Origin of the sequence: Pseudoduganella rhizocola (assembly GCF_045984285.3) — a bacterium.
Taxonomy (GTDB): Bacteria; Pseudomonadota; Gammaproteobacteria; order Burkholderiales; family Burkholderiaceae_D; genus Rugamonas.
In genome coordinates this window covers 241,971-262,265 of record NZ_JBJQIK030000007.1, presented here as the reverse complement: position 1 = coordinate 262,265, position 20,295 = coordinate 241,971, and the positions used below count along the sequence as shown (strand labels likewise).

At 63.5% G+C, this 20,295-nt stretch carries 21 protein-coding genes; 10 read left to right on the top strand and 11 right to left on the bottom strand.

Annotated features, from left to right (window positions below):
* Positions 1-47: 47 nt before the first annotated feature.
* Entirely contained in the window at positions 48-602 is a 555-nt protein-coding gene (locus ACJRPG_RS17240) for a cob(I)yrinic acid a,c-diamide adenosyltransferase (RefSeq protein WP_408001325.1), read from the bottom strand.
* A gap of 132 nt (positions 603-734) precedes the next feature.
* Here ACJRPG_RS17240 and ACJRPG_RS17235 point away from each other — a divergent pair, with 132 nt between their 5' ends.
* The 4 genes from ACJRPG_RS17235 to ACJRPG_RS17220 are packed head-to-tail and all read left to right on the top strand — an operon-like array spanning position 735 to position 4,921.
* The gene (locus tag ACJRPG_RS17235) at positions 735-2,225 is read left to right on the top strand and encodes an FAD-linked oxidase C-terminal domain-containing protein (protein ID WP_408001324.1); all 1,491 of its coding nucleotides are present in this window, start codon (positions 735-737) and stop codon (positions 2,223-2,225) included.
* Between the two features lie 2 nt (positions 2,226-2,227).
* Entirely contained in the window at positions 2,228-3,268 is a 1,041-nt protein-coding gene (glcE, locus tag ACJRPG_RS17230; protein ID WP_408001323.1) for a glycolate oxidase subunit GlcE, read from the top strand.
* Between the two features lie 4 nt (positions 3,269-3,272).
* On the top strand, positions 3,273-4,502 hold the full coding sequence (gene glcF / locus ACJRPG_RS17225; protein WP_408001322.1) for a glycolate oxidase subunit GlcF: 1,230 nt from the start codon (positions 3,273-3,275) through the stop codon (positions 4,500-4,502).
* Between the two features lie 23 nt (positions 4,503-4,525).
* Entirely contained in the window at positions 4,526-4,921 is a 396-nt protein-coding gene (locus ACJRPG_RS17220) for a GFA family protein (RefSeq protein ID WP_408001321.1), read from the top strand.
* An 18-nt stretch (positions 4,922-4,939) separates the two neighbouring features.
* On the opposite strand, the gene ACJRPG_RS17215 is transcribed toward ACJRPG_RS17220, so the two are convergent.
* The 4 genes from ACJRPG_RS17215 to ACJRPG_RS17200 form a co-directional block, all read right to left on the bottom strand.
* The gene (locus ACJRPG_RS17215; protein ID WP_408001320.1) at positions 4,940-7,438 is read right to left on the bottom strand and encodes a putative bifunctional diguanylate cyclase/phosphodiesterase; all 2,499 of its coding nucleotides are present in this window, start codon (positions 7,436-7,438) and stop codon (positions 4,940-4,942) included.
* A gap of 120 nt (positions 7,439-7,558) precedes the next feature.
* A complete protein-coding gene (locus tag ACJRPG_RS17210; protein ID WP_408001319.1) occupies positions 7,559-8,044 on the bottom strand; it encodes a glutathione peroxidase in 486 nt (161 codons plus the stop codon).
* Entirely contained in the window at positions 8,044-9,180 is a 1,137-nt protein-coding gene (locus ACJRPG_RS17205) for a PilT/PilU family type 4a pilus ATPase (protein ID WP_408001318.1), read from the bottom strand. The genes ACJRPG_RS17210 and ACJRPG_RS17205 overlap by 1 nt, the downstream gene beginning before the upstream one ends.
* Before the next feature lie 10 nt (positions 9,181-9,190).
* The gene (locus ACJRPG_RS17200) at positions 9,191-10,234 is read right to left on the bottom strand and encodes a type IV pilus twitching motility protein PilT (protein ID WP_408001317.1); all 1,044 of its coding nucleotides are present in this window, start codon (positions 10,232-10,234) and stop codon (positions 9,191-9,193) included.
* A gap of 55 nt (positions 10,235-10,289) precedes the next feature.
* Here ACJRPG_RS17200 and ACJRPG_RS17195 point away from each other — a divergent pair, with 55 nt between their 5' ends.
* Together ACJRPG_RS17195 and proC are read left to right on the top strand one after the other, a co-directional pair.
* Positions 10,290-10,997, top strand: a complete 708-nt coding sequence (locus tag ACJRPG_RS17195) for a YggS family pyridoxal phosphate-dependent enzyme (protein ID WP_408001316.1) — start codon at positions 10,290-10,292, stop codon at positions 10,995-10,997.
* Between the two features lie 2 nt (positions 10,998-10,999).
* Positions 11,000-11,827, top strand: coding sequence for a pyrroline-5-carboxylate reductase (proC, locus tag ACJRPG_RS17190; RefSeq protein WP_408001315.1), 828 nt, complete (start codon positions 11,000-11,002; stop codon positions 11,825-11,827).
* 75 nt (positions 11,828-11,902) lie between these two features.
* Here the strand turns inward: proC and ACJRPG_RS17185 are convergent, their stop codons facing one another.
* From ACJRPG_RS17185 to ACJRPG_RS17175, 3 genes are read right to left on the bottom strand one after another with little or no spacing between them, the layout of a single operon-like run.
* A complete protein-coding gene (locus ACJRPG_RS17185) occupies positions 11,903-12,268 on the bottom strand; it encodes an ElaB/YgaM/YqjD family protein (RefSeq protein WP_408001314.1) in 366 nt (121 codons plus the stop codon).
* 36 nt (positions 12,269-12,304) lie between these two features.
* Positions 12,305-13,180, bottom strand: coding sequence for a 4-hydroxybenzoate octaprenyltransferase (gene ubiA / locus ACJRPG_RS17180; protein WP_408001313.1), 876 nt, complete (start codon positions 13,178-13,180; stop codon positions 12,305-12,307).
* Positions 13,181-13,213: 33 nt separating this feature from the next.
* Entirely contained in the window at positions 13,214-14,155 is a 942-nt protein-coding gene (locus tag ACJRPG_RS17175) for a hydrogen peroxide-inducible genes activator (RefSeq protein WP_408001312.1), read from the bottom strand.
* A 101-nt stretch (positions 14,156-14,256) separates the two neighbouring features.
* On the opposite strand from ACJRPG_RS17175, the gene ACJRPG_RS17170 reads away from it, so the two are divergent.
* Together ACJRPG_RS17170 and rfaE2 are read left to right on the top strand one after the other, a co-directional pair.
* Positions 14,257-15,438 carry a PilT/PilU family type 4a pilus ATPase gene (locus ACJRPG_RS17170; protein WP_408001311.1) on the top strand — a complete coding sequence of 394 codons (1,182 nt, stop codon included), beginning with the start codon at positions 14,257-14,259 and terminating at the stop codon, positions 15,436-15,438.
* Positions 15,435-15,917: a D-glycero-beta-D-manno-heptose 1-phosphate adenylyltransferase gene (gene rfaE2 / locus ACJRPG_RS17165; protein WP_408001310.1), complete on the top strand. Its 483-nt coding sequence runs from the start codon at positions 15,435-15,437 to the stop codon at positions 15,915-15,917. Before ACJRPG_RS17170 ends, rfaE2 begins: the two co-directional genes overlap by 4 nt.
* Here the strand turns inward: rfaE2 and ACJRPG_RS17160 are convergent.
* The 3 genes from ACJRPG_RS17160 to ACJRPG_RS17150 all read right to left on the bottom strand — a co-directional run bounded on the left by ACJRPG_RS17160 (position 15,914) and on the right by ACJRPG_RS17150 (position 17,737).
* Positions 15,914-16,372 carry a DUF421 domain-containing protein gene (locus tag ACJRPG_RS17160; protein ID WP_408001309.1) on the bottom strand — a complete coding sequence of 153 codons (459 nt, stop codon included), beginning with the start codon at positions 16,370-16,372 and terminating at the stop codon, positions 15,914-15,916. The genes rfaE2 and ACJRPG_RS17160 overlap by 4 nt on opposite strands.
* Before the next feature lie 143 nt (positions 16,373-16,515).
* The gene (gene trmL, locus ACJRPG_RS17155) at positions 16,516-16,986 is read right to left on the bottom strand and encodes a tRNA (uridine(34)/cytosine(34)/5-carboxymethylaminomethyluridine(34)-2'-O)-methyltransferase TrmL (RefSeq protein WP_408001308.1); all 471 of its coding nucleotides are present in this window, start codon (positions 16,984-16,986) and stop codon (positions 16,516-16,518) included.
* Between the two features lie 10 nt (positions 16,987-16,996).
* Positions 16,997-17,737, bottom strand: coding sequence for a double zinc ribbon domain-containing protein (locus ACJRPG_RS17150; protein WP_408001307.1), 741 nt, complete (start codon positions 17,735-17,737; stop codon positions 16,997-16,999).
* Between the two features lie 60 nt (positions 17,738-17,797).
* Here ACJRPG_RS17150 and ACJRPG_RS17145 point away from each other — a divergent pair, with 60 nt between their 5' ends.
* Positions 17,798-18,721 carry a methyltransferase domain-containing protein gene (locus tag ACJRPG_RS17145; protein ID WP_408001306.1) on the top strand — a complete coding sequence of 308 codons (924 nt, stop codon included), beginning with the start codon at positions 17,798-17,800 and terminating at the stop codon, positions 18,719-18,721.
* 340 nt (positions 18,722-19,061) lie between these two features.
* Complete coding sequence (coxB, locus tag ACJRPG_RS17140; RefSeq protein WP_408001305.1) at positions 19,062-20,285, top strand: cytochrome c oxidase subunit II; 1,224 nt, start codon at positions 19,062-19,064, stop codon at positions 20,283-20,285.
* Positions 20,286-20,295 lie beyond the last annotated feature (10 nt).

The following is a 20,295-nucleotide window of genomic DNA, read 5'->3' as shown; positions in this document are numbered from 1 at the left end:
GACTCTAAGAAATAGAATGGCGCCTCGGGCGCCATTTTTTATGGGCCTTAGCCCCGTTTCCGGTCGTGGCGCCACAGCACGTCGCTGCCGCCGGCGAAACGGTTCAACACGCGGGACAGCACGAACATCAGGTCGGACAGCCGGTTCACATACTGGCGCGGGTGGTCGTGGATGGTTTCCTGGTTGCCCAGCGTGACGATGCTGCGCTCGGCGCGGCGGCACACGGTACGGCACACGTGGGCCAGCGAGGCCGCGCGGGAACCGGCCGGCAGGATGAACTCCGTCAGCGCGGGCAGCGTCGCATTGTATTTCTCCAGCAGCGCATCGAGGCGCGCCACATGTTCTTCCTTGAGCATCTGGTAGCCGGGGATGCAAAGCTCGCCGCCCAGGTCGAACAGGTCGTGCTGGATAGCCACCAGTTCCTCGCGCAGATCGTCCGGCATCGGCTCGCACAGCAGCAGGCCGATATGCGAATTGAGTTCGTCCACCTCGCCGATGGCGTGGATGCGTACGCTGTCCTTGCCGGTACGGCTGCCGTCGCCCAGGCCGGTGGTGCCTTTGTCGCCGGTGCGGGTAGCGATTTTTGAAAGCCGGTTGCCCATGTCGTTCTGCCTGCATAAAGTCGGAATGCTGCGAGGATACGCCAAATTACCAATGGTTGGGCGGGGTTTTCGCTTGGTGCGCGCCGAATGGCCCTACAATGCAGGCTGCCCCACATGTACCAGGCGACGCCAATGACTCTTGCCTCACCCCAGCGTGCTTTCAGCGCGGAACGCCAGCGCAGCGTGGCCGAGGCATTGCTGGCCGTGCTGCCTCCGCACTGCGTGCTGTCGCGCGCCGAAGACACCCGCCCTTATGAATGCGACGGCCTGGCAGCCTACCGCCAGCCGCCGATGATCGTTACGCTGCCGGAAACCGAAGCGCAGGTGGTGGCCGCGCTCAATGTCTGCCGCCAGCTGGAAGTGCCGATTGTGCCGCGCGGCGCGGGCACCGGGCTTTCCGGCGGCGCCATGCCGATCGCGGACGGCGTGGTCATTTCAACAGCACGCCTGAACCGCATCGTGCGCATGGATGCGAATTCGCGCACGGCCGTCGTGCAGCCGGGCGTGCGCAACCTGGCGATCTCGGAAGCTGCCGCGCCATACGGCCTGTATTACGCGCCGGACCCTTCGTCGCAGATTGCCTGCACCATCGGCGGCAACGTGGCCGAGAATTCCGGCGGCGTGCACTGCCTCAAATACGGCCTTACCATCCATAACGTGCTGCGCGTGCGCATGGCGACGATTGAGGGCGATGTGGTGGAGCTGGGCGGCGAATCGCTGGACGCGCCGGGCCTGGACCTGTTGGCCGCCTTCATCGGTTCCGAAGGCATGCTGGGCATCGTTACCGAAGTCACCGTGAAGCTGGTGCCCAAGCCGGCCGTGGCGCGCGTGATCATGGCCTCCTTCGGCGATGTGGTCACGGGCGGCAACGCGGTGGCGCATGTGATCGCGGCCGGCATCATTCCGGCCGGGCTGGAGATGATGGACCAGACTTCCTCGCGCATGGTGGAGCCTTTCGTGAAGGCAGGCTACGACACCGATGCCGCAGCCATCCTGCTGTGCGAGGCGGACGGCACGGCCGAGGAAGTGGACGAGGAAATTGCCCGTATGACGGCCGTGCTGGAAGCGGCAGGCGCGGGCGCCATCCTTGTGTCGAACAGCGAGCAGGAAAGGCTGCGCTTCTGGTCCGGCCGCAAGAACGCTTTCCCCGCCGCGGGCCGGATTTCGCCCGACTACTACTGCATGGACGGCACCATTCCGCGCAAGCACCTGGCCAAGGTGCTGACGGGGATCGCGCAGATGGAAGTGAAGTTCGGCCTGCGCTGCGCGAACGTGTTCCACGCGGGCGACGGCAACCTGCATCCGCTGATCCTGTTCGATGCCAACAAGCCGGATGAATTCCACCGCGCCGAGGCCTTCGGCGCCGAGATCCTGGCGCTGTGCGTGGAGGTGGGCGGCACCATCACGGGCGAACACGGCGTGGGCATCGAGAAAATCGATTCCATGTGCGTGCAGTTCAAGCCTGCGGAGCTGGAGGCCTTCTTCGCGCTGAAGCGCGCTTTCGACCCGCCCATGCTGCTTAATCCCGACAAGGCGATTCCCACCCTTAACCGCTGCGCCGAATTCGGCAAGATGCACGTGAGCGGCGGCGTGCTGCCGCACGCCGGACTGCCGAGATTCTGACCATGCAAGCCATCATCGAACAATTCCGGGAACAGATTGTCGGCGCGAAGGCGCCGCTGCGCCTGCGCGGCGGCGGCAGCAAGGACTGGTACGGCCAGGCGCTGCAGGGTGAAGTGCTGGACACGCGCGCCTACACAGGCGTGGTGGATTACGAACCGACAGAGCTCGTGATCACCGTGCGCTGCGGCACCCCGCTGGCGGAGGTTGAAGCGCTGCTGGCAGGGCGCGGCCAGATGCTGGCTTTCGAGCCGCCGCGCTACGGCGCCGCCTCCACCATTGGCGGCGTGGTCGCGGCGGGCCTGTCCGGCCCGCGCCGCGCCGCCGTTGGCGCGCTGCGCGACTTCGTGCTGGGTGCGAAGCTGATGGATGCGAAGGGCGAGGTGCTGAACTTCGGCGGCCAGGTCATGAAGAATGTGGCGGGTTACGATGTATCCCGCCTGCTGGCCGGGTCGCTCGGCACGCTGGGCCTGATCACCGAGGTATCGCTCAAGGTGCTGCCGCAGCCGGTGCGCGAAGAAACCATCCGCTTCGAACTGGATGAAATCGCGGCGCTGCGCGCAGTGAACGAATGGGGAGGCAAGCCTTTGCCCGTGTCGGCGACCTGCTGGCAGCGCGGTGTGCTGACGGTGCGCCTGTCCGGCGCCGATGCGGCGGTGAAGTTCGCGCTGGCGCAGCTCGGCGGAGAACGCGTCAGTGAGGCTGCGGCCTTCTGGGACAGCCTGCGCGACCAGACGCATGGCTTCTTCGCAGCGCCCGATCTGTGGCGGCTCTCGCTGCCGCCTGCGGCGAGCGCCCTGATCCTGGGCGGCGAACAGCTGATCGAGTGGGGCGGCGCCCAGCGCTGGCTGCACGCGGCGCCATCTGCCGCAGCCGATATCCGCCGCAGCGTGGCGGCAGCGGGCGGCCACGCCACGCTGTTCCGCGCGCAGGACAAGAGCGCGGGCGCATTCCATCCCCTGGCGCCCGCCGTGGCCCGCATCCATGAACGGCTGAAGGCAAACTTCGATCCGGCCGGCATCTTCAACCCCGGCCGCATGTACTGACGCTATGCAAACCAACCTGGCAGACTTCATCAAGAACACGCCCGACGGCGACGAGGCCGAAGCGATCCTGCGCGCCTGCGTGCATTGCGGCTTCTGCACCGCCACCTGCCCGACTTACCAGCTGCTGGGCGACGAACTGGATGGTCCGCGCGGGCGCATCTACCTGATCAAGCAGGTGCTGGAAGGCGCCGAGGTCACGCACAGCACACAGACCCACCTGGACCGCTGCCTGACCTGCCGCAATTGCGAATCCACCTGTCCGTCCGGCGTGCAGTATGGCCGCCTTGCCGATATCGGCCGCAAAGTGGTGGAGCAGCGTGTGCGGCGCCCGCTGGGCCAGCGCATCCAGCGCTATGTGCTGAAGGAAGGGCTGTCGCGCAGATCGCTGTTCACGCCGGCGCTGCGGCTGGGGCAGGTGTTCCGTCCATTCCTGTCGAAGCCCCTGCAGGACAAGCTTCCGCCGCTGCGCCTTGCGCAGCCGTGGCCGTCGCGCCAGCATGCGCGCAAGATGCTGGTGCTGGAAGGCTGCGTGCAGCCGGGCATGGCGCCGAATATCAATGCCGCCACGGCACGCGTGCTGGATGCCGTGGGTGTGCAGCTGGTCGCTGCGCCGAAGGCGGGCTGCTGCGGCGCGCTGCGCTTCCATATGAATGACCAGGACGGCGGCATGGATGATATGCGCCGCAATATCGACGCATGGTGGCCGTATGTGGAAGCAGGCATCGAGGCGATCGTGATGACCGCCTCCGGCTGTGGCGTCACTGTAAAGGACTACGGCCACCTGCTCGAACGCGACCCGCGGTATGCGGAGAAGGCGGCGCGCATCTCGGCGCTGACGCGCGACCTCAGCGAGGTGCTGCCTGCATTCGAAGCGGAGCTGGTGCGGCGCATCGGTATGCGGACTGGCGGCGAACGCGTGGCTTACCACCCACCATGTTCGCTGCAGCACGGCCAGCAGATCCGCGGCAAGGTGGAAGGCCTGCTGCGCGCCGCAGGCGTGGATGTAAGGCTGTGCGCCGATTCCCACCTGTGCTGCGGTTCGGCAGGCACCTATTCGATGCTTTATCCGGAGATATCGAAGGAGCTGCGCGACCGCAAGCTGGCGAACCTGCAGGAGACCGGTGCGCAGCGCATCGTCTCGGCCAATATCGGCTGCGTGAGCCATCTCCAGTCCGGCACGGAAACGCCGGTCGAGCATTGGGTGGAACTGCTGGACCGTTTGCTCGCGCAATAGCGCTGATTACATTGGGAATGTATATGCCAACCAGACTCGCATCCTGCAGTTGCGGCCAGCTCACCGCTCAAGTGAGTGGAGACCCGGTCCGGATCTCGATCTGCCATTGCCTTGCTTGCCAGCGCCGTACCGGAAGCGTTTTCGGAGAACAGGCGCGATATCCCCGCGAGAACGTGGTGGTTTCGGGCGCATCCACCATGTACAGCCGGGCCGGCGATGAAGGGCCGGGGGCCGATTTCCACTTTTGCCCTATGTGCGGCTCCACCGTCTACTACACGCTCAAGGCGCTGGACGGATTCGTCGGTATTCCTGTTGGCGCCTTCGCAGATCCGGGTTTCCCGCCGCCGACGGTGTCCGTCTACGAAGAGCGGATGCACAAATGGGTGGTTCCACCGGCTGACGCCGAGCACTTTTTCTGAGCGCTCAAGCCTGGGCCGCTAGACCGGCGTAAACAGCATCATCTGCGAATCATCGGCCCGCGTGATGTTGTGCAGGCTGGTGATGGGACCGAGCAGGCTGGCGTTCTGCCAGGCCGGGACCGCCGTGAAGCCGGCAGCCCAGTCCAGCACCGAGTCCGCAGGCATCGGCCGCGCAATGCCATAGCCCTGGGCCAGGTCGCAGCCCATGCGGATCAGCAGCGCGCCATGTTCCACCGTCTCCACGCCCTCCGCGATCACGCTGCGGTTGAAGGCGCGCGCCAGGCCGATGACGGCGCTCACCAGATGCAGGTCGTCACTATCATCCAGCATATTGCGCACGAAGCTCTGGTCGATCTTCAGCACGTCGGCAGGCAGGCGCTTGAGGTAGGACATCGAGGAATAGCCGGTACCGAAATCGTCCAGCGCGAAACGGATGCCCAGGGTCTGGCATTCCTGCATGATGTTGCGCACATGGTTGATATCGTGCAGTGCGGACGATTCCAGGATCTCCAGCTCCAGCAGCTGCGGCGGCACTTCGCGGTATTCATCGAGAATGGTTTTCAGGCGCTGCACGAAATCCGCGCGCTGGAAATGGCGCGCGGCGATATTCACACTGACTACCCATTCATGGCCCGCTGCCCGCCACAGGTCCACCTGGCGCAGGGCGCTGCGGATCACCCATTCGCCGATGTCGGCGATCAGGTCGGTATGTTCGACGATGGGCAGGAACTCCAGCGGCGGCACCAGGCCGCGCTGCGGATGGTCCCAGCGCAGCAGCGCTTCCATGCCCACGATGCGGCCCTGGCGCAGGTTCACCTTGGGCTGGAAGTAGAGGCAGAGCTGGCCGGCCGCCAGCGCTTCGCGGATTTCGGTACGGCGGTTGTGGTGCGTGCGCACTTCCTCGTCGAGGTCCGCATCGAAGAAGTGGATGCGGCTGCGGCCCTGCAATTTGGCCTGGTACAGCGCCTGGTCCGCATGCCGCAGCAGGTTGTCGGCGCTGGCCGTATTGCCCGTGTAGACCGCCACGCCTGCGCTAGCCGACAGTGTGACCGTCTGCGTTTCGCATTGGTAGCTGCGCTTCAGCGACACCATCAGCTTTTCCAGCGTATGTTCGATCTCGGCGCGGTTGGCCTGTTCGCGCAGCAGCATCACGAATTCGTCGCCGCCAAGGCGTGCCACGTAGTGGCGGGTTCCTGCGAAATCGTGCAGGCGGCTGGCCACCTGTTTCAGCACCTCGTCGCCCATCAGCTGGCCGCCGTTCTCGTTCACGTCGCGGAAGTTGTCGAGGTCGAAGAGGCATACGGCCAGCAGCAGGTCTTCTTCCCTTGCGCGGCCTATCTCGTGGTCGAACCGCGCCTGCAATGCGGCGCGGTTGGGCAGGCCGGTAAGCACGTCATGATGGCTCTGCCAGCTCATTTGCTGCATCAGGTGGCGCGTTTCGCTCACGTCGCGGAACACCACCACGGCGCCATGCACGATATCGTTCTGGACCCGGATCGGCGCCGCCGTGTATTCCACGTTGAAGCGTTCGCCGGAACGGTGGCGCAGGCTCTGGTTCTTTGCCTTCACCACGCCGCCGCCCGCATAAATGGCGGCCATGGACTTGAGCAGCGTGTGCTGGCCGAAGTTGTTGGCCAGCGTGAGCACGTCGTGCAGTTCCTGCCCGAGCGCTTCGGCTTCCGTATAGCCGGTGAGCTGTTCCGCCGCGGCATTCATCGATTCGATTTTGCCTGCCGGCCCGGTAGTCAGCACGGCGTCGCCAATGGAGGCCAGCGTGACCTGGATGCGGTCCTTTTCCGCCTGCAGCGTGCCTACCAGGTTCTGGATGCGTTCCGCCATGGCGTTGAAGGTGGCCGACAGCGCGCGCATTTCCGGCCCGCCGCGCAGCGGCAGGCGCACGTGGTAGTCGCCGCCGCGGAAGGCGCGCGTAGCCGCGGAGATGCGCTCCAGCGCGCGGCGCGCCGCCACGATCAGCAGGCCGAGGAAGAAGTAAATCAGGAAAACATTGAGCGCCGAGATCAGGGCCTGCTGGCGCAGCGTGGCCCACACGCGGTTGAGGGGCACCGTATTGCTGAACCAGAGCTGCAGCGATGCCGCTTCGCCGTTCGCCAGCACCATCGGGATACTGTAGGTCAGCGCTTCAATGCGGCCCAGGCGTGCAAACCATGCGGGATACTCTGCATCGCTGTCTTTGCGCGTGCTGCGCACCGGCGTATCGCCGCTGTGCCAGCGAATCTCCGCCACGTTCGGGTTCACGTCCACCGCATGCTGGATCAGCGAGGCGATGGCGGCATCGTTCTTCTCCAGCGCCAGCGGTGGCAGCGCCCGTGTGAGCAGCTGCGCAAGGTGCTGGGACTCCATGGTGTAGCGCGAGCGTTCCTGCGACGAGGCCGCGTCGCTCAGAAGCCAGTAGCGCACGCCGACGATGGCCACGATCAAAAAGGCCAGGGGGATGAAGAGCCGGGCGGTGAGACCCATCTTCATCCAGGCGGATTTCATCTTGATTGGCAGCGGCATGATCCCGCCATTATTACCGAAATATAATGCTCGTGGGCAACTTAATGAGAACTATGTCATTATTCGGTGGTAGCGGTAACTGTCGCTTTTAGCAAGGAAAGTGCGTCAGAAAAACGAATATTATTCGGCCAGCAGCTTGTCGATGTCCTTGGCGATGTCTTCCGGTTTGGTAGTCGGTGCATAGCGGCCGTACACCGTGCCGTCTTTCCGGATCAGGAACTTGGTGAAGTTCCACTTGATGCCTTCGGTGCCGAGCAGGCCCGGCGCCGTTTTCTTGAGATGCTGGTAGAGCGGATGCGCGTGCTCGCCGTTGACGTCGATCTTGGCGAACATGGGGAAGCTGACGCCGAACTTCGATTCGCAGAAGCTGGCGATCTGCGCTGCGTCGCCCGGTTCCTGGGCGCCGAACTGGTTGCAGGGGAAGCCCAGCACTTCGAAGCCCTGGGCGTGATAACGCTGCTGCAGCTTTTCCAGGCCTTCGTATTGCGGCGTGAAGCCGCATGCGCTGGCCGTGTTCACGATCAGCAGCACCTTGCCCTGGTACTGCGCCAGCGGCAACGGATGGCCGGACAGGCTGTTGGCGGTAAAGTCGAAAACGGTATCCATTACACCAGTCCCAGATGTTCGGTGCCGGCGGCGAGGTCGCGGTTGCGCGCGTCCTTGCTTTCCAGCTTGATGGCCAGCCGCAGGTCGTTGACGGAGTCCGCATTGCGCAGCGCGTCTTCGTAGCTGATCTTGCCCGCTTCGTAGAGGTCGAACAGCGACTGGTCGAAAGTCTGCATGCCCAGCTCGCGCGACTTCTTCATCAGCTCCTTGATCTCGTGCACTTCGCCCTTGAAGATCAGGTCTGCGATGAGCGGGGAATTCAGCAGGATTTCGATGGCGACGGCGCGGCCCTTGGCTTCCTTGAGCGGAATCAGGCGCTGCGAGATCATGCCTTTCAGGTTCAGCGACAGGTCCATCAGCAGCTGCTGGCGGCGCTCTTCCGGGAAGAAGTTGATGATGCGGTCCAGCGCCTGGTTGGCGCTGTTGGCGTGCAGCGTGGCCAGGCACAGGTGGCCCGTTTCGGCGAAGGCGATGGCGTGGTCCATGGTCTGGCGGTCGCGGATCTCGCCGATCTGGATCACGTCCGGCGCCTGGCGCAGCGTGTTCTTCAGCGCGATTTCCCAGTCGTCCGTATCCACGCCCACTTCGCGCTGCGTGACCACGCAATTGCCGTGCGGGTGAACGAATTCCACCGGGTCCTCGATGGTGATGATATGGCCGTAGCTGTTGGCATTGCGGTAGCCGACCATGGCGGCCAGCGTGGTCGATTTGCCGGAGCCGGTGGCACCCACCATGATGACCAGGCCGCGCTTGGACATGATCACGTCCTTCAGCACTTCCGGCAGGCCCAGGTCTTCCAGTTTCGGGATCGAGCTGTTAATCACGCGCAGCACCATGCCCACGGAGCCCATCTGCACGAACGCCGACACGCGGAAGCGTCCCAGGTCGCCGGGGCTGATGGCGAAGTTGGCTTCCTTCGTGGCCTCGAAGCTGGCGGTCTGCTTGTCGTTCATGATCGAACGCGCCAGATCGGCCGTGTGCGCAGGCGTGAGGGCCTGCTGCGAGACCGGCGTCATTTTGCCGTCGATTTTCATCGCGGGCGGGAAGCCGGCGGTGATGAAAAGGTCCGAACCTCTTTTGCTGGTCATCAGGCGCAGCAGGTCGAACATGAATTTGGATGCCTGGTCGCGTTCCATGCTGCGCTCCTTAGCCCGGGAAGTTTTCAGGGATCTTCGCGGCGCTGCGTGCGGCGGCGGCCGAGATCACGTTGCGGCGCAGGAGATCGGTCAGGTTCTGGTCCAGCGTCTGCATGCCCACGCCGCTGCCGGTCTGGATCGCCGAATACATCTGCGCGATCTTCGCTTCGCGGATCAGGTTGCGGATGGCGGGCGTGCCCACCATGATTTCGTGCGCGGCCACGCGGCCGGAGCCGTCCTTGGTTTTCAGCAGGGTTTGCGAGATCACGGCCTGCAGGGACTCGGACAGCATCGCGCGCACCATCTCTTTTTCCTCGGCCGGGAACACGTCCACGATACGGTCGATGGTTTTGGCAGCGGAGGAGGTGTGCAGGGTGCCGAACACGAGGTGGCCCGTTTCGGCGGCGGACAGCGCAAGGCGGATGGTTTCCAGGTCGCGCAGCTCGCCGACCAGGATCGCGTCCGGGTCTTCACGCAGCGCCGAGCGCAGCGCGTTGTTGAAGGACAGCGTGTGCGGGCCGACTTCGCGCTGGTTGATCAGGCACTTCTTCGATTCGTGCACGAACTCGATCGGATCCTCGATGGTGAGGATGTGGCCGTACTCGTTTTCGTTCAGGTGGTTGATCATGGCGGCCAGCGTGGTCGATTTGCCCGAGCCGGTAGGGCCGGTCACGAGCACCAGGCCGCGCGGCTTCAGCGCGAATTCGGCGAAAATCTTCGGCGCGTTCAGTTCTTCCAGCGTGAGGATCTTGGACGGGATGGTACGCATCACGGCGGATGCGCCGCGTTCCTGGTTGTAGGCATTGACGCGGAAGCGCGCCAGGCCGGGAATGGCGAAGGAGAAGTCGCACTCCAGCATTTCCTCGTAAGCCTTGCGCTGGCCGTCGTTCATGATGTCATAGATCATGCCGTGCACGTCCTTGTGCTCCAGCGGCGGCAGGTTGATGCGGCGGACATCTCCATGCACGCGGATCATCGGCGGCAGGCCTGCGGAGAGGTGCAGGTCGGAAGCCTTGTTCTTGACGGAGAATGCGAGTAGTTCGGAGATGTCCATTTATAATCCCTGTGCCTTGAATTTTCGGCCGTTTTTACGGCCTGCTCATTCGATTATGTCCACAATCGCCCACAACTTGCAAGCAGTCACTCAAGCCATTGTTGCCGCCACCGCCGAGGCGCAGCGCAGTCCCGGCAGCACGCGCTTGCTGGCCGTCTCCAAGACTTTCGGCGCCGACGCCGTGCTGGAAGCCGTGGCAGCGGGGCAGCATGCCTTTGGCGAAAACTACCTGCAGGAAGGCGTGGACAAAATCCGCGCCGTGCGCGAGGCGCTGCCTGCGCAGCAACTGGAGTGGCATTTCATCGGTCCGATCCAGAGCAACAAGACGCGGCCGATTGCCGAGCATTTCGACTGGGTGCATACGGTGGAGCGCGAAAAGATCGCCGTGCGCCTGTCCGAACAGCGCCCGGATGGGCTGGCGCCGCTGAACATCTGCCTGCAGGTGAATATCAGCGGCGAAGCCTCCAAGAGCGGCGTGGCGCCTGGCGAGGTGCTGGCGCTCGCACGGAAGGTGGCAACACTGCCGAAATTGCAATTGCGCGGGCTGATGGCGATCCCCGAGCCCACGGATGAGGAAAGCGGGCAGCGCGCGGCCTTCCGCCGCATGCGCGAACTGTTTGACAGCCTGCGCGCGGAAGGACTGGAACTCGACACGCTGTCGATGGGCATGTCGGCCGATATGCGCGCGGCGATACTGGAAGGCGCGACCATTGTGCGCGTCGGCAGCGCCATCTTCGGCGCACGCAGCTATAACAAAGGATAAGCATGAAGATCGCATTCGTTGGCGGCGGCAATATGGCAGCCGCGCTGATCGCGGGACTGGCGGGCAAAGTGGCGCCGGGCGCGAACATCCACGTGGTTGACCCGAATCCGGCATCGCTGGAAAAGCTGCACGCGCAGCATGGCGTAAGCACGGCCGCTGCGGCCGATGCGGCGGTGGCCGAAGCGGAAGTGATCGTGCTGGCGGTGAAGCCGCAGAGCATGCGGGAAGTGGCGGCGCAGCTGCTGCCGCTGCTGCAGGCATCGGGACGCGAGCCGCTGCTGCTGTCGATTGCGGCCGGTATCCGCGCGGCCGACCTGTCGCGCTGGCTGGGCGGCTACGGCGCCATTGTGCGCACCATGCCGAACACGCCGGCGCTGATCGGGCAGGGCGTGACGGGCATGGTGGCCTCGGCGGGTGTGAGCGCGCCGCAGCGCGAAGCGGCGGACCGCATCATGAAGGCGGTCGGGCAAACAGTATGGCTGGAGGATGAGGCGCAGATCGATCCGGTGACGGCGGTATCGGGCAGCGGCCCGGCCTATGTGTTCTACTTCATCGAAGCGATGCAGCAGGCGGCGCTGGAGATGGGGCTGACGGCGGAGCAGGGCACCCAGCTCGCGATTGCCACCTTCACCGGCGCGGCGCAGCTGGCAGCGCAATCGGACGAGCCGGTATCGGTGCTGCGCGAGCGCGTCACCTCGAAAGGCGGCACCACCTACGCGGCGCTCACAAGCATGGAAGCCAGTGGCGTAAAGGCCGCCATTATCACCGCCCTCAAAGCGGCCGCCGCCCGCGGCAAGGAACTCGGCGACGAGCTCGGCAAAGCCAGCTAACAAAGTATGACACCGTGGGGTCAGGCACCTGCTGTCAGTATGACAGCGGTGCCTGACCCCACGGTGTCATGTTGTTTAGTCGCGGGAGGAGATGAGCATGCCGGCGATGATGCCGACCGCGGCGCCGAGGGCGACCGATTTCCAGGGGTTGTCGTGCACGAAGACGTCGGTGGCCTGGGCTGCGAGCTTGCCTTTTGCCAGCACCGTGTCTTCCATTTTCAGCAGATCGCTTTTGGCGGTGCGCAGCGTGTCCTGGAATTTGGCTTTCACTTCGCTCAGGTCTTCGGCACCCGCGTTGGTGGCGCTGCGCAGCCATTGCTCGGCGTCGGAAATGGCCGACTTCAGGTCGCCCATCAGGCGCTCGCGCGCTTCGCTGTTCTCGGTGCTTTGCGTGTGGGTCATGCCATTCGATTTGTTCGGAGTTGCAGGAGTCTGGTCCATGATCGCCTCTTTCGGATGAATTGCAGGGATGCGCGATCAGCGCAATGCGTAGTCGAGCGCGATACCTGCGAACACAGCCGCGCCCAGATAATTATTGTGCCGGAATGCAGCAAAGCACGGCGCACGCTCGCGTGAACGGATCAGGAAGTAATGGTAGATGGCGCAGCCCGCCGCCACGGCCAGGCCGAGCAGGAACCACAGGCCCAGATGGAAGTGCAGGCCCACCGTCAGCCAGATAGCCAGGTGCAGGAAGTAGCACAGCATGATGATGGCCACGTCGTAGCGGCCAAAGGTAATGGCTGAGGTTTTCAGGCCGAGCTTGAGGTCGTCGTCCCGGTCGACCATGGCGTATTCGGTGTCGTAGGCCAGGGTCCAGAAGATATTGCCGAGCAGGAGCAGCCAGGCCACCGGCGGCACCACGCCGTACACTGCGGCGAAGCCCATCGGGATGCCGAAGCCGAATGCAATGCCGAGGTAGGCCTGCGGCAGCGCGAAGAAACGCTTGAAGTAGGGGTAGCTGGCCGCCAGCACCAGCGCGGCAACGCTCAGCTGTTTGACCAGCGTGTTCAGCGGCTGGATCAGCAGGAAGGCCATGACCGAAAGCACCGCCGCAATCGCCAGCGCTTCCTTGCCGCTCACGCGGCCGCTCGTGATGGGGCGCTCCGCCGTGCGTTTGACGTGGCGGTCGAAGTCCTGGTCGGCGTAGTCATTCACCGCGCAGCCGGCCGAACGCATGAGGAAGGTGCCGAGGCAGAAGATCAGCAGCAGTTTCCAGTCCGGCACGCCGTTCGAGGCCAGCCACAAGGCGCTGAGCGTGGGCCACAGCAGCAGCACGGTGCCGATCGGCTTGTCCAGCCGCACGAGGCGGAAATACAGTTGAAGTTTGCTTGGCGCGGGTGAGGTGGCTTGCACGGGGTATCTCAGTGGCGTGGTGAACGCCGCATTTTACTCCGCCTCGTCCTTGCACAGCATGGTCACGCCCGGCAGTTCGCACTGGGCGACGGCTTCGCAGATGGCGTCGATGGCGGCTTTGCGGGTGAAGCTTTTGCGCCACACGATCACCACGCGGCGCGAAGGCTCGGGTGAGGCGAAGGGGCGGAACTGCAGCATGCCCTCTTTGGTATCCATGTCCTGCACGGAGGCGCGCGGCAGCACGGTCAGGCCGATGCCGCTGGCGACCATATGGCGGATAGTTTCCAGTGAGGAACCTTCGAAGGTGCGCTGCATGCCGTTGCCCGGCGTGGAGAAGCGCGCCATTTCCGGGCACACTTCCAGCACCTGGTCGCGGAAGCAGTGGCCGTTACCCAGCAGGAGCATGGTTTCGCTTTTCAGGTCTTCGGCCGGAATCTTCTTGCGTTCGGTCCAGGGATGCTGGCCCGGCATCGCCACCACGAAAGGTTCGTCGTACAGCGACTTCATCGACATGCCGTGGTCCGGCAGGGGCAGCGCCATGATGGCGGCGTCCAGTTCGCCCTGGCGCAGCAGTTCCAGCAGCTTGACCGTGAAGTTCTCCTGCAGGATCAGCGGCATCTGCGGGGTCTTTTCGATCATGCGCTTGACCAGCGGCGGCAGCAGGTAGGGGCCGATGGTATAGATCACGCCCAGGCGCAGGGGGCCGGACAGGGGATCCTTGTTCTGCTTGGCGAGTTCCTTGATGGCGGCGGTCTGTTCCAGCACGCGCTCGGCCTGGGCCACGATTTGCGCGCCCAGCGGCGTGACGGAGATTTCGGCCCCGCCGCGCTCGAACAGGGTTACGCCCAGCTCGTCCTCGAGTTTCTTGATGGCTACCGATAACGTTGGCTGGGCAACGAAACATGCTTCAGCAGCATGGCCGAAATGTTTCGCTCGCGCAACAGCGACGATATATTTCAGTTCGGTAAGTGTCATAAAGTCATTTGAACACAGGCAATGCTCGTTTGCAACGATGGCAATGTCTTCTGTAACAAAGTGGTGGCTATAATGTACCGCATACCGATAGCGAGGATCGCATGACTCTTGGTCACGACGAGGCGCAGGCCTATATTCACAAATTGCTGAAGGCAATGCACCAGGTTGGCGGTTCGGACCTGTTCATCTCGGCAGATTTTCCGCCCAGCATCAAATCCCAGGGCTCGATGAAGCCGCTGAGCCAGCAGCGCCTTACCGGCGACGTGACCCGGGCGCTGGCCTACGCCATCATGAACGACAAGCAGCGCCATGAGTTCGAGGCGGAGATGGAGTGCAACTTCGCGATCTCGCTGCCGAATGTGTGCCGCTTCCGTGTGAATGTCTTCGTGCAGCAGCAACAGGTGGGCATGGTGGTGCGCACCATCGCTTCCGAGATTCCGAATTTCGAGAAGCTGGACCTGCCGGAAGTGCTGAAGGATGTGGTGATGACCAAGCGCGGGCTGGTGCTGGTGGTTGGCGGCACGGGCTCGGGCAAGTCCACCACGCTGGCGGCGATGATCGACTACCGCAACGCCAATTCGGCGGGCCACATCATCACGGTGGAAGATCCGGTGGAATACGTCCACAAGAACAAGGGCTGCCTGATCACGCACCGCGAAGTGGGTGTGGACACCCACTCATGGCACCACGCGCTGAAGAACACCTTGCGCCAGGCGCCGGATGTGATCCTGATTGGCGAGATCCGCGATACGGAAACCATGGAGCATGCGATTGCCTTCGCCGAAACCGGCCACCTGTGCCTTGGCACCCTGCATGCCAATAATGCGAACCAGACCATGGACCGCATCATCAACTTCTTCCCGGAGGAGCGGCGCAACCAGCTGCTGATGGACCTTTCCTCGAACCTGCGCGCGATTGTGTCGCAGCGTCTGATCCGCACCGAGGATGGCAAGGGGCGCAAGGCCGCGATCGAGATCCTGCTCAATACGCCGACCATTTCCGAGATGATCTTCAAGGGGAATTTCCACGCCATCAAGGAGATCATGCACAAGTCGCGCGAGCTGGGCATGTGCACCTTCGACCAGGCGCTGTACGAGCTTTATAATAAGGGCTACATCTCCTACGAAGAAGCGCTGCGCAATGCCGACTCCACCAACGGCCTGCGCCTGCAGATCAAGCTGCACGGCGACCGCAAGGAGCCTGGCGGCGCGGCTGCCGCATCGGGCGCTGCATCGCTCAGCATGCAGGTGGACGAAGACAAAGAAGAAGAACCCGGAACATGATCCCATTTGAAGAAAAGATTTGCACGCGCGCCGAGCTGGCTGCGCGTGTCGCGGCGCTGCCCAAGCCGGTGGTGGTGACGAACGGCGTGTTCGACATCCTGCACCGCGGCCACGTCACCTATCTGGCGCAGGCGCGCGCGCTGGGCGCCTCGCTGGTGGTGGCGGCCAATACGGATGCATCCGTGAAGCGCCTCGGCAAGGGGGACGACCGTCCGCTCAATGCCTGCGAGGACCGCATGGCGGTGCTGGCGGCGCTGGAGTCGGTGAGCCTGGTGGTGCCTTTCGATGAGGATACTGCGCTGGAAGTGGTGCAGGAAGCGCGCCCGGAGATTTACGCCAAAGGCGGCGATTACGATATGACGGCGATACCGGAAGGGAAGGCGGTGATTGCCTATGGCGGCAAGGCGGTCGCCATCGATTTCCAGCACGACCGGTCGACCACCAAGCTGCTGGCCAAGGTGAGGATGTTCGGCGGCTAATTCTGCAGGATGGTGATCTTGCCATCCGGTTCGAGGAAGGCGCACTTCATCTTGTGCAGCGGGCAGTCGGCTTCGCGCAAAGCCTGTTCCACGTCGCCCTCGGCAACGCGGTTGCGCTTGACGACATCATCGAAGATTTTGCCATCGCGCCCGAGCAGGACGGGCGTGCCATCGACCATATCCGCAATTTTGCGGCTGTGCGAGGTTGCGAAGGCGATCAGTACGTTCAGCACGATGAGCGTAGTGGCCACGATAATGCCGCCCGTCACGCCCTCTTCGCCGCCGGTCAGCGCAGGGGATACCGCCTCCGACAGCAGCATCACCACCAGCAAATCAAACGGCGTGAATTGCCCGACAGTACGCTTTCCGGTAATGCGCACCATCACCAGCAGGAATGCGTAGACAATCGCCCCGCGCACCACCAGTTCCCACCAAGGCAAATCGATATCGAACATACCGGCTCCCACGAAAGTCGACGATTCACTTATACGACTTTCCATGCCTTTATGCCAACACGCTTGCCGCCACCAACTGTGACACCCTGGGGTCAGGCACCAATGTCACTGACACCATGGTGCCTGACCCCATGGTGTCAGCTTTATGCGCCGCCGGCGTAGGCGTGCTGGCGCCAGGCTTCGTAGACGACGATGGCGACCGTGTTGGAGAGGTTGAGGCTGCGGTTGTCGGGGCGCATGGGGACGCGGATGCGCTGGGCTGCCGGGAAGGTTTCGCGGAATTCGGGGGCGAGACCGCGGGTTTCGGAGCCGAAGACGAACACGTCCCCGGCCTCGAACTTCAGCTGCGCGAAGGGCGTGGAGCCGTGCGTGGTCATGGCGAAGATGCGGCCGGCCACGGGCTGAACTTCGGCCAGGAAGGCGTCCCAGTTCTTGTGCACTTTCATGCGCGCGTATTCGTGGTAATCCAGCCCTGCGCGGCGCAGCTTGGCGTCGTCCAGCGGAAAACCGAGCGGCTCGATCAGGTGCAGCTGCGCACCCGTGTTGGCGCACAGGCGGATGACGTTACCGGTGTTCGGCGGAATTTCGGGGTTGACCAGCACTACGTGAAACAAATCTTCTCCTTTAGTTCGATGGCGGCGTACGCGCGAATACTATATTAGTTACGCGCGCCGCGCCGTAGCGCTTCAGCGTCGCCGCCAGTTCCTGCAGCGTTTCGCCGCTGCTCATCACATCATCCACCACGCCGATGTGCCGCCCTTCGACCTGGGCGCGGTCTGTCACGCTGAAGGCGGCGGCGATGTTGCGGCGCCGTTCGCGGGCGTGCAGCAGGCTTTGCGCCAGGGTGTCCTGCACCCGCACCACGCAGTGCGCATCCACGCCGATGCCGAGCCGCTTGCCGAGCGGGCGGGCGATTTCCAGCGCCTGGTTGAAGCCGCGTTCGGCCAGCCTTTCGGGGCCCAGCGGCACAGGACACAGCAGCGCGGGCTTCACGAAACCAGGTGATGCCAGCGCGGCATCAGCCAGCAGGCCGCCGAACAGCCGCGCATGCGCAAGCCGGGCGCCGAACTTCAGCTGCAGCACCAGGCTGTCGACGGGCAGCACATAGTCGGCCGCAACCAGCGTGGCGTCATAGTCGGGCGGATGGCGCAGGCAGCGGCCGCAAGGCATGGTGCCGTCCGCGCCGGGCAGGGGATCGGCACATACCGGGCAACGCGGCTGGCCGCCGGACAGGCATTGTTCGCGGCAGCCAGCGCACAAATGCTGCGCGCTGGCCAGGCCGCACAGTACGCAATGCACCGGCAGCAGCGCGGGCAAGGCGGCGCCGAGCCAGCGGGACAGGGCAGCGTGCAAAGCGGTGGCCATCGCGTTTTGCTCCAACCATGTAAACTGCGCACATTATCTCACCCGTTGCCGCTATATAAAATGCAAGCCCCCGCCAATCCGCCCAAACTCAGCGCTCCTATCGATCTGCATCATGTGCGCGCGCTGTTCCGCCGCCCCGAGCGCGTGGAAGCATCCGATTTCCTGCGCCGCGAGGTGGCGAACCGCATGCATGAGCGCCTGCAACTGGTGAAACTGGCGCCGCTGCGCGTGCTGGATGCGGGTTGCGGCGCCGGCGCCGACCTGCCAATGCTGCACAAGGATTATCCCGCCGCCCAGGTGCTGGCGCTGGATGCCTCGGAGGCGATGCTGCGCGCCGCGCAGCAGCAGGGAGCTCCGCAGTCCGCGATCACGCAGCTAATGAGCAAGCTTCTCCCCTCAAAATCGGGCATCGATGCGCTGTGCGGGGATTTTGCCGACCTGCCGCTGGCCCGCAATACCGTGGACCTCGTATGGTCCAACCTGGCGATGCACTGGCACCCCCAGCCGGACCGCGTGTTCGCGGAGTGGCACCGCGTGCTGCGCGTGAACGGCCTGCTGATGTTTTCCTGCTTCGGTCCCGATACCTTCCAGGAGCTGCGCACCGCGTTCAGCGAGGTCGATCTCGCGCCGCATTCGCTGCCCTTCGTCGATATGCACGATTTCGGCGACCAGCTGGTGGAAGCCGGTTTCTCGACGCCGGTAATGGATATGGAAAAGATAACAGTGACCTACGACACGCCGGAAAAACTGCTCAATGACGTGCGCGCTTTCGGCGGCAATCCGCTGAGCACGCGCCGCAAAGGCCTGCTGGGCCGCGCCGCGCAGCAGCGCCTGCTCGATGGCCTGAACCGCCAGCGCCGCGCCGACGGCCGCATCGGCCTGACCTTCGAGGTGATCTATGGCCACGCCTTCCGGCCTGCTCCGCGCGTGACGAATGAGGGTGAGGCAATTGTCCGCTTCATGCCGCGCCCGCCCAAAAAATAGGCAGGCGTTGTTTTCCGAAGGGGGGCGCTCTTAGTGGAAAGGCAAATAGCCTTGATGAAAGAGTGTGTTAATGCTTATAATCCTTGACTAATTTTGCCAGTACTTTGCCCAGCCGGACACAATCTGGCTGCCGAAGCGGCAGACAGGCAACAATAGTCAGCGTCACAGGTGATGTTGGGCCGCCGGTGACGATGTACAAGGTTCCAGCCGCGTTTTCGCCAAATTTTTTTTGCGAAGGCAGGCATGGGGCCTTTAGCTGTTTAGCGCACAGTGCGTCACCGATTCGGCGGGGCCGCACAGTGAAGAAAAATTTTCTTTATTTTGGGTGGTTGGGGAAAACATGAAACTTGCGAAGCGACTTCAATCGTTGATGCTTGGGCTGGCCGCTGTCGCTGCCAGTGTGCCAGCATGGGCGCAACCTGCAACGACTGGAAACGGCACGTATGGCGCGGCGACCGGCGGCACTGGCGGTCCGGTGGTGCATCAGCTGAACCTGCAGCCGCCTTCGACGCACATCGCTGCCGAAATCTACGACCTGCACAACCTGATGATGATCATCTGCCTGGTGATCTTCATCGCGGTGTTCGGCGTCATGTTCTACTCCATCTTCAAGCACCGCAAGTCGCTGGGCCACAAGCCGGCCACCTTCCATGAGTCCACCGCTGTTGAAATCGCGTGGACCGTGGTGCCATTCCTGATCGTGATCGGCATGGCGCTGCCAGCCACCAAGACCGTGGTGGCAATGAAGGACACCTCGAACGCCGACATCACCATCAAGGCCACCGGCATGCAGTGGAAATGGGGCTACGACTACCTGAAAGGTGAAGGCGAGGGCATCTCCTTCATCTCCAACCTGGCTACCCCGCGCACCCAGGTGGGCGCGCCAGGCGTCCTGCCGACCGAAGCGCGCGGCGAGAACTACCTGATGGAAGTCGATAACGAAGTGGTGGTGCCGGTCAATAAGAAGATCCGCATTGTTACTACCGCCAACGACGTGATCCACGCATGGATGATCCCGGCCTTCGGCGTGAAGCAGGATGCGATTCCTGGCTTCGTGCGCGACACCTGGTTCAAGTCCGAACACACCGGCACCTTCCGCGGCAACTGCGCGGAGCTGTGCGGCAAGGAGCACGCTTTCATGCCGATCGTGGTGAAAGTGGTGACTGCCGAAGAGTACACCGCATGGGTACAGGGCAAGCAGAAGGAAATGGCCGCGCTGGCGGACGATCCTAACAAGACCTGGACCATCGACGAACTGAAAACCAAGGGCGAAAAAGTGTACACCGCAAACTGCGCGGTCTGCCACCAGGCCAACGGCAAGGGCGTGCCCGGCGCATTCGCTCCGCTGGACGGTTCCGCTGTCGTCAACGGCCCGCGCGCCGACCAGATCCACGTGGTGCTGAACGGCCTGAAGTCCGGCAAGTATCCAAGCGAAATGCCGGCCTGGAAGCAGCTGTCCGACACCGACATCGCGGCTGTGATCACCTACACCCGCAACACCTGGTCGAACAAGCCAGCCGAAAATATCGTTCAGCCAGCCGAAGTTGTGGCTGCCCGTAAGTAATCAGGAGCTT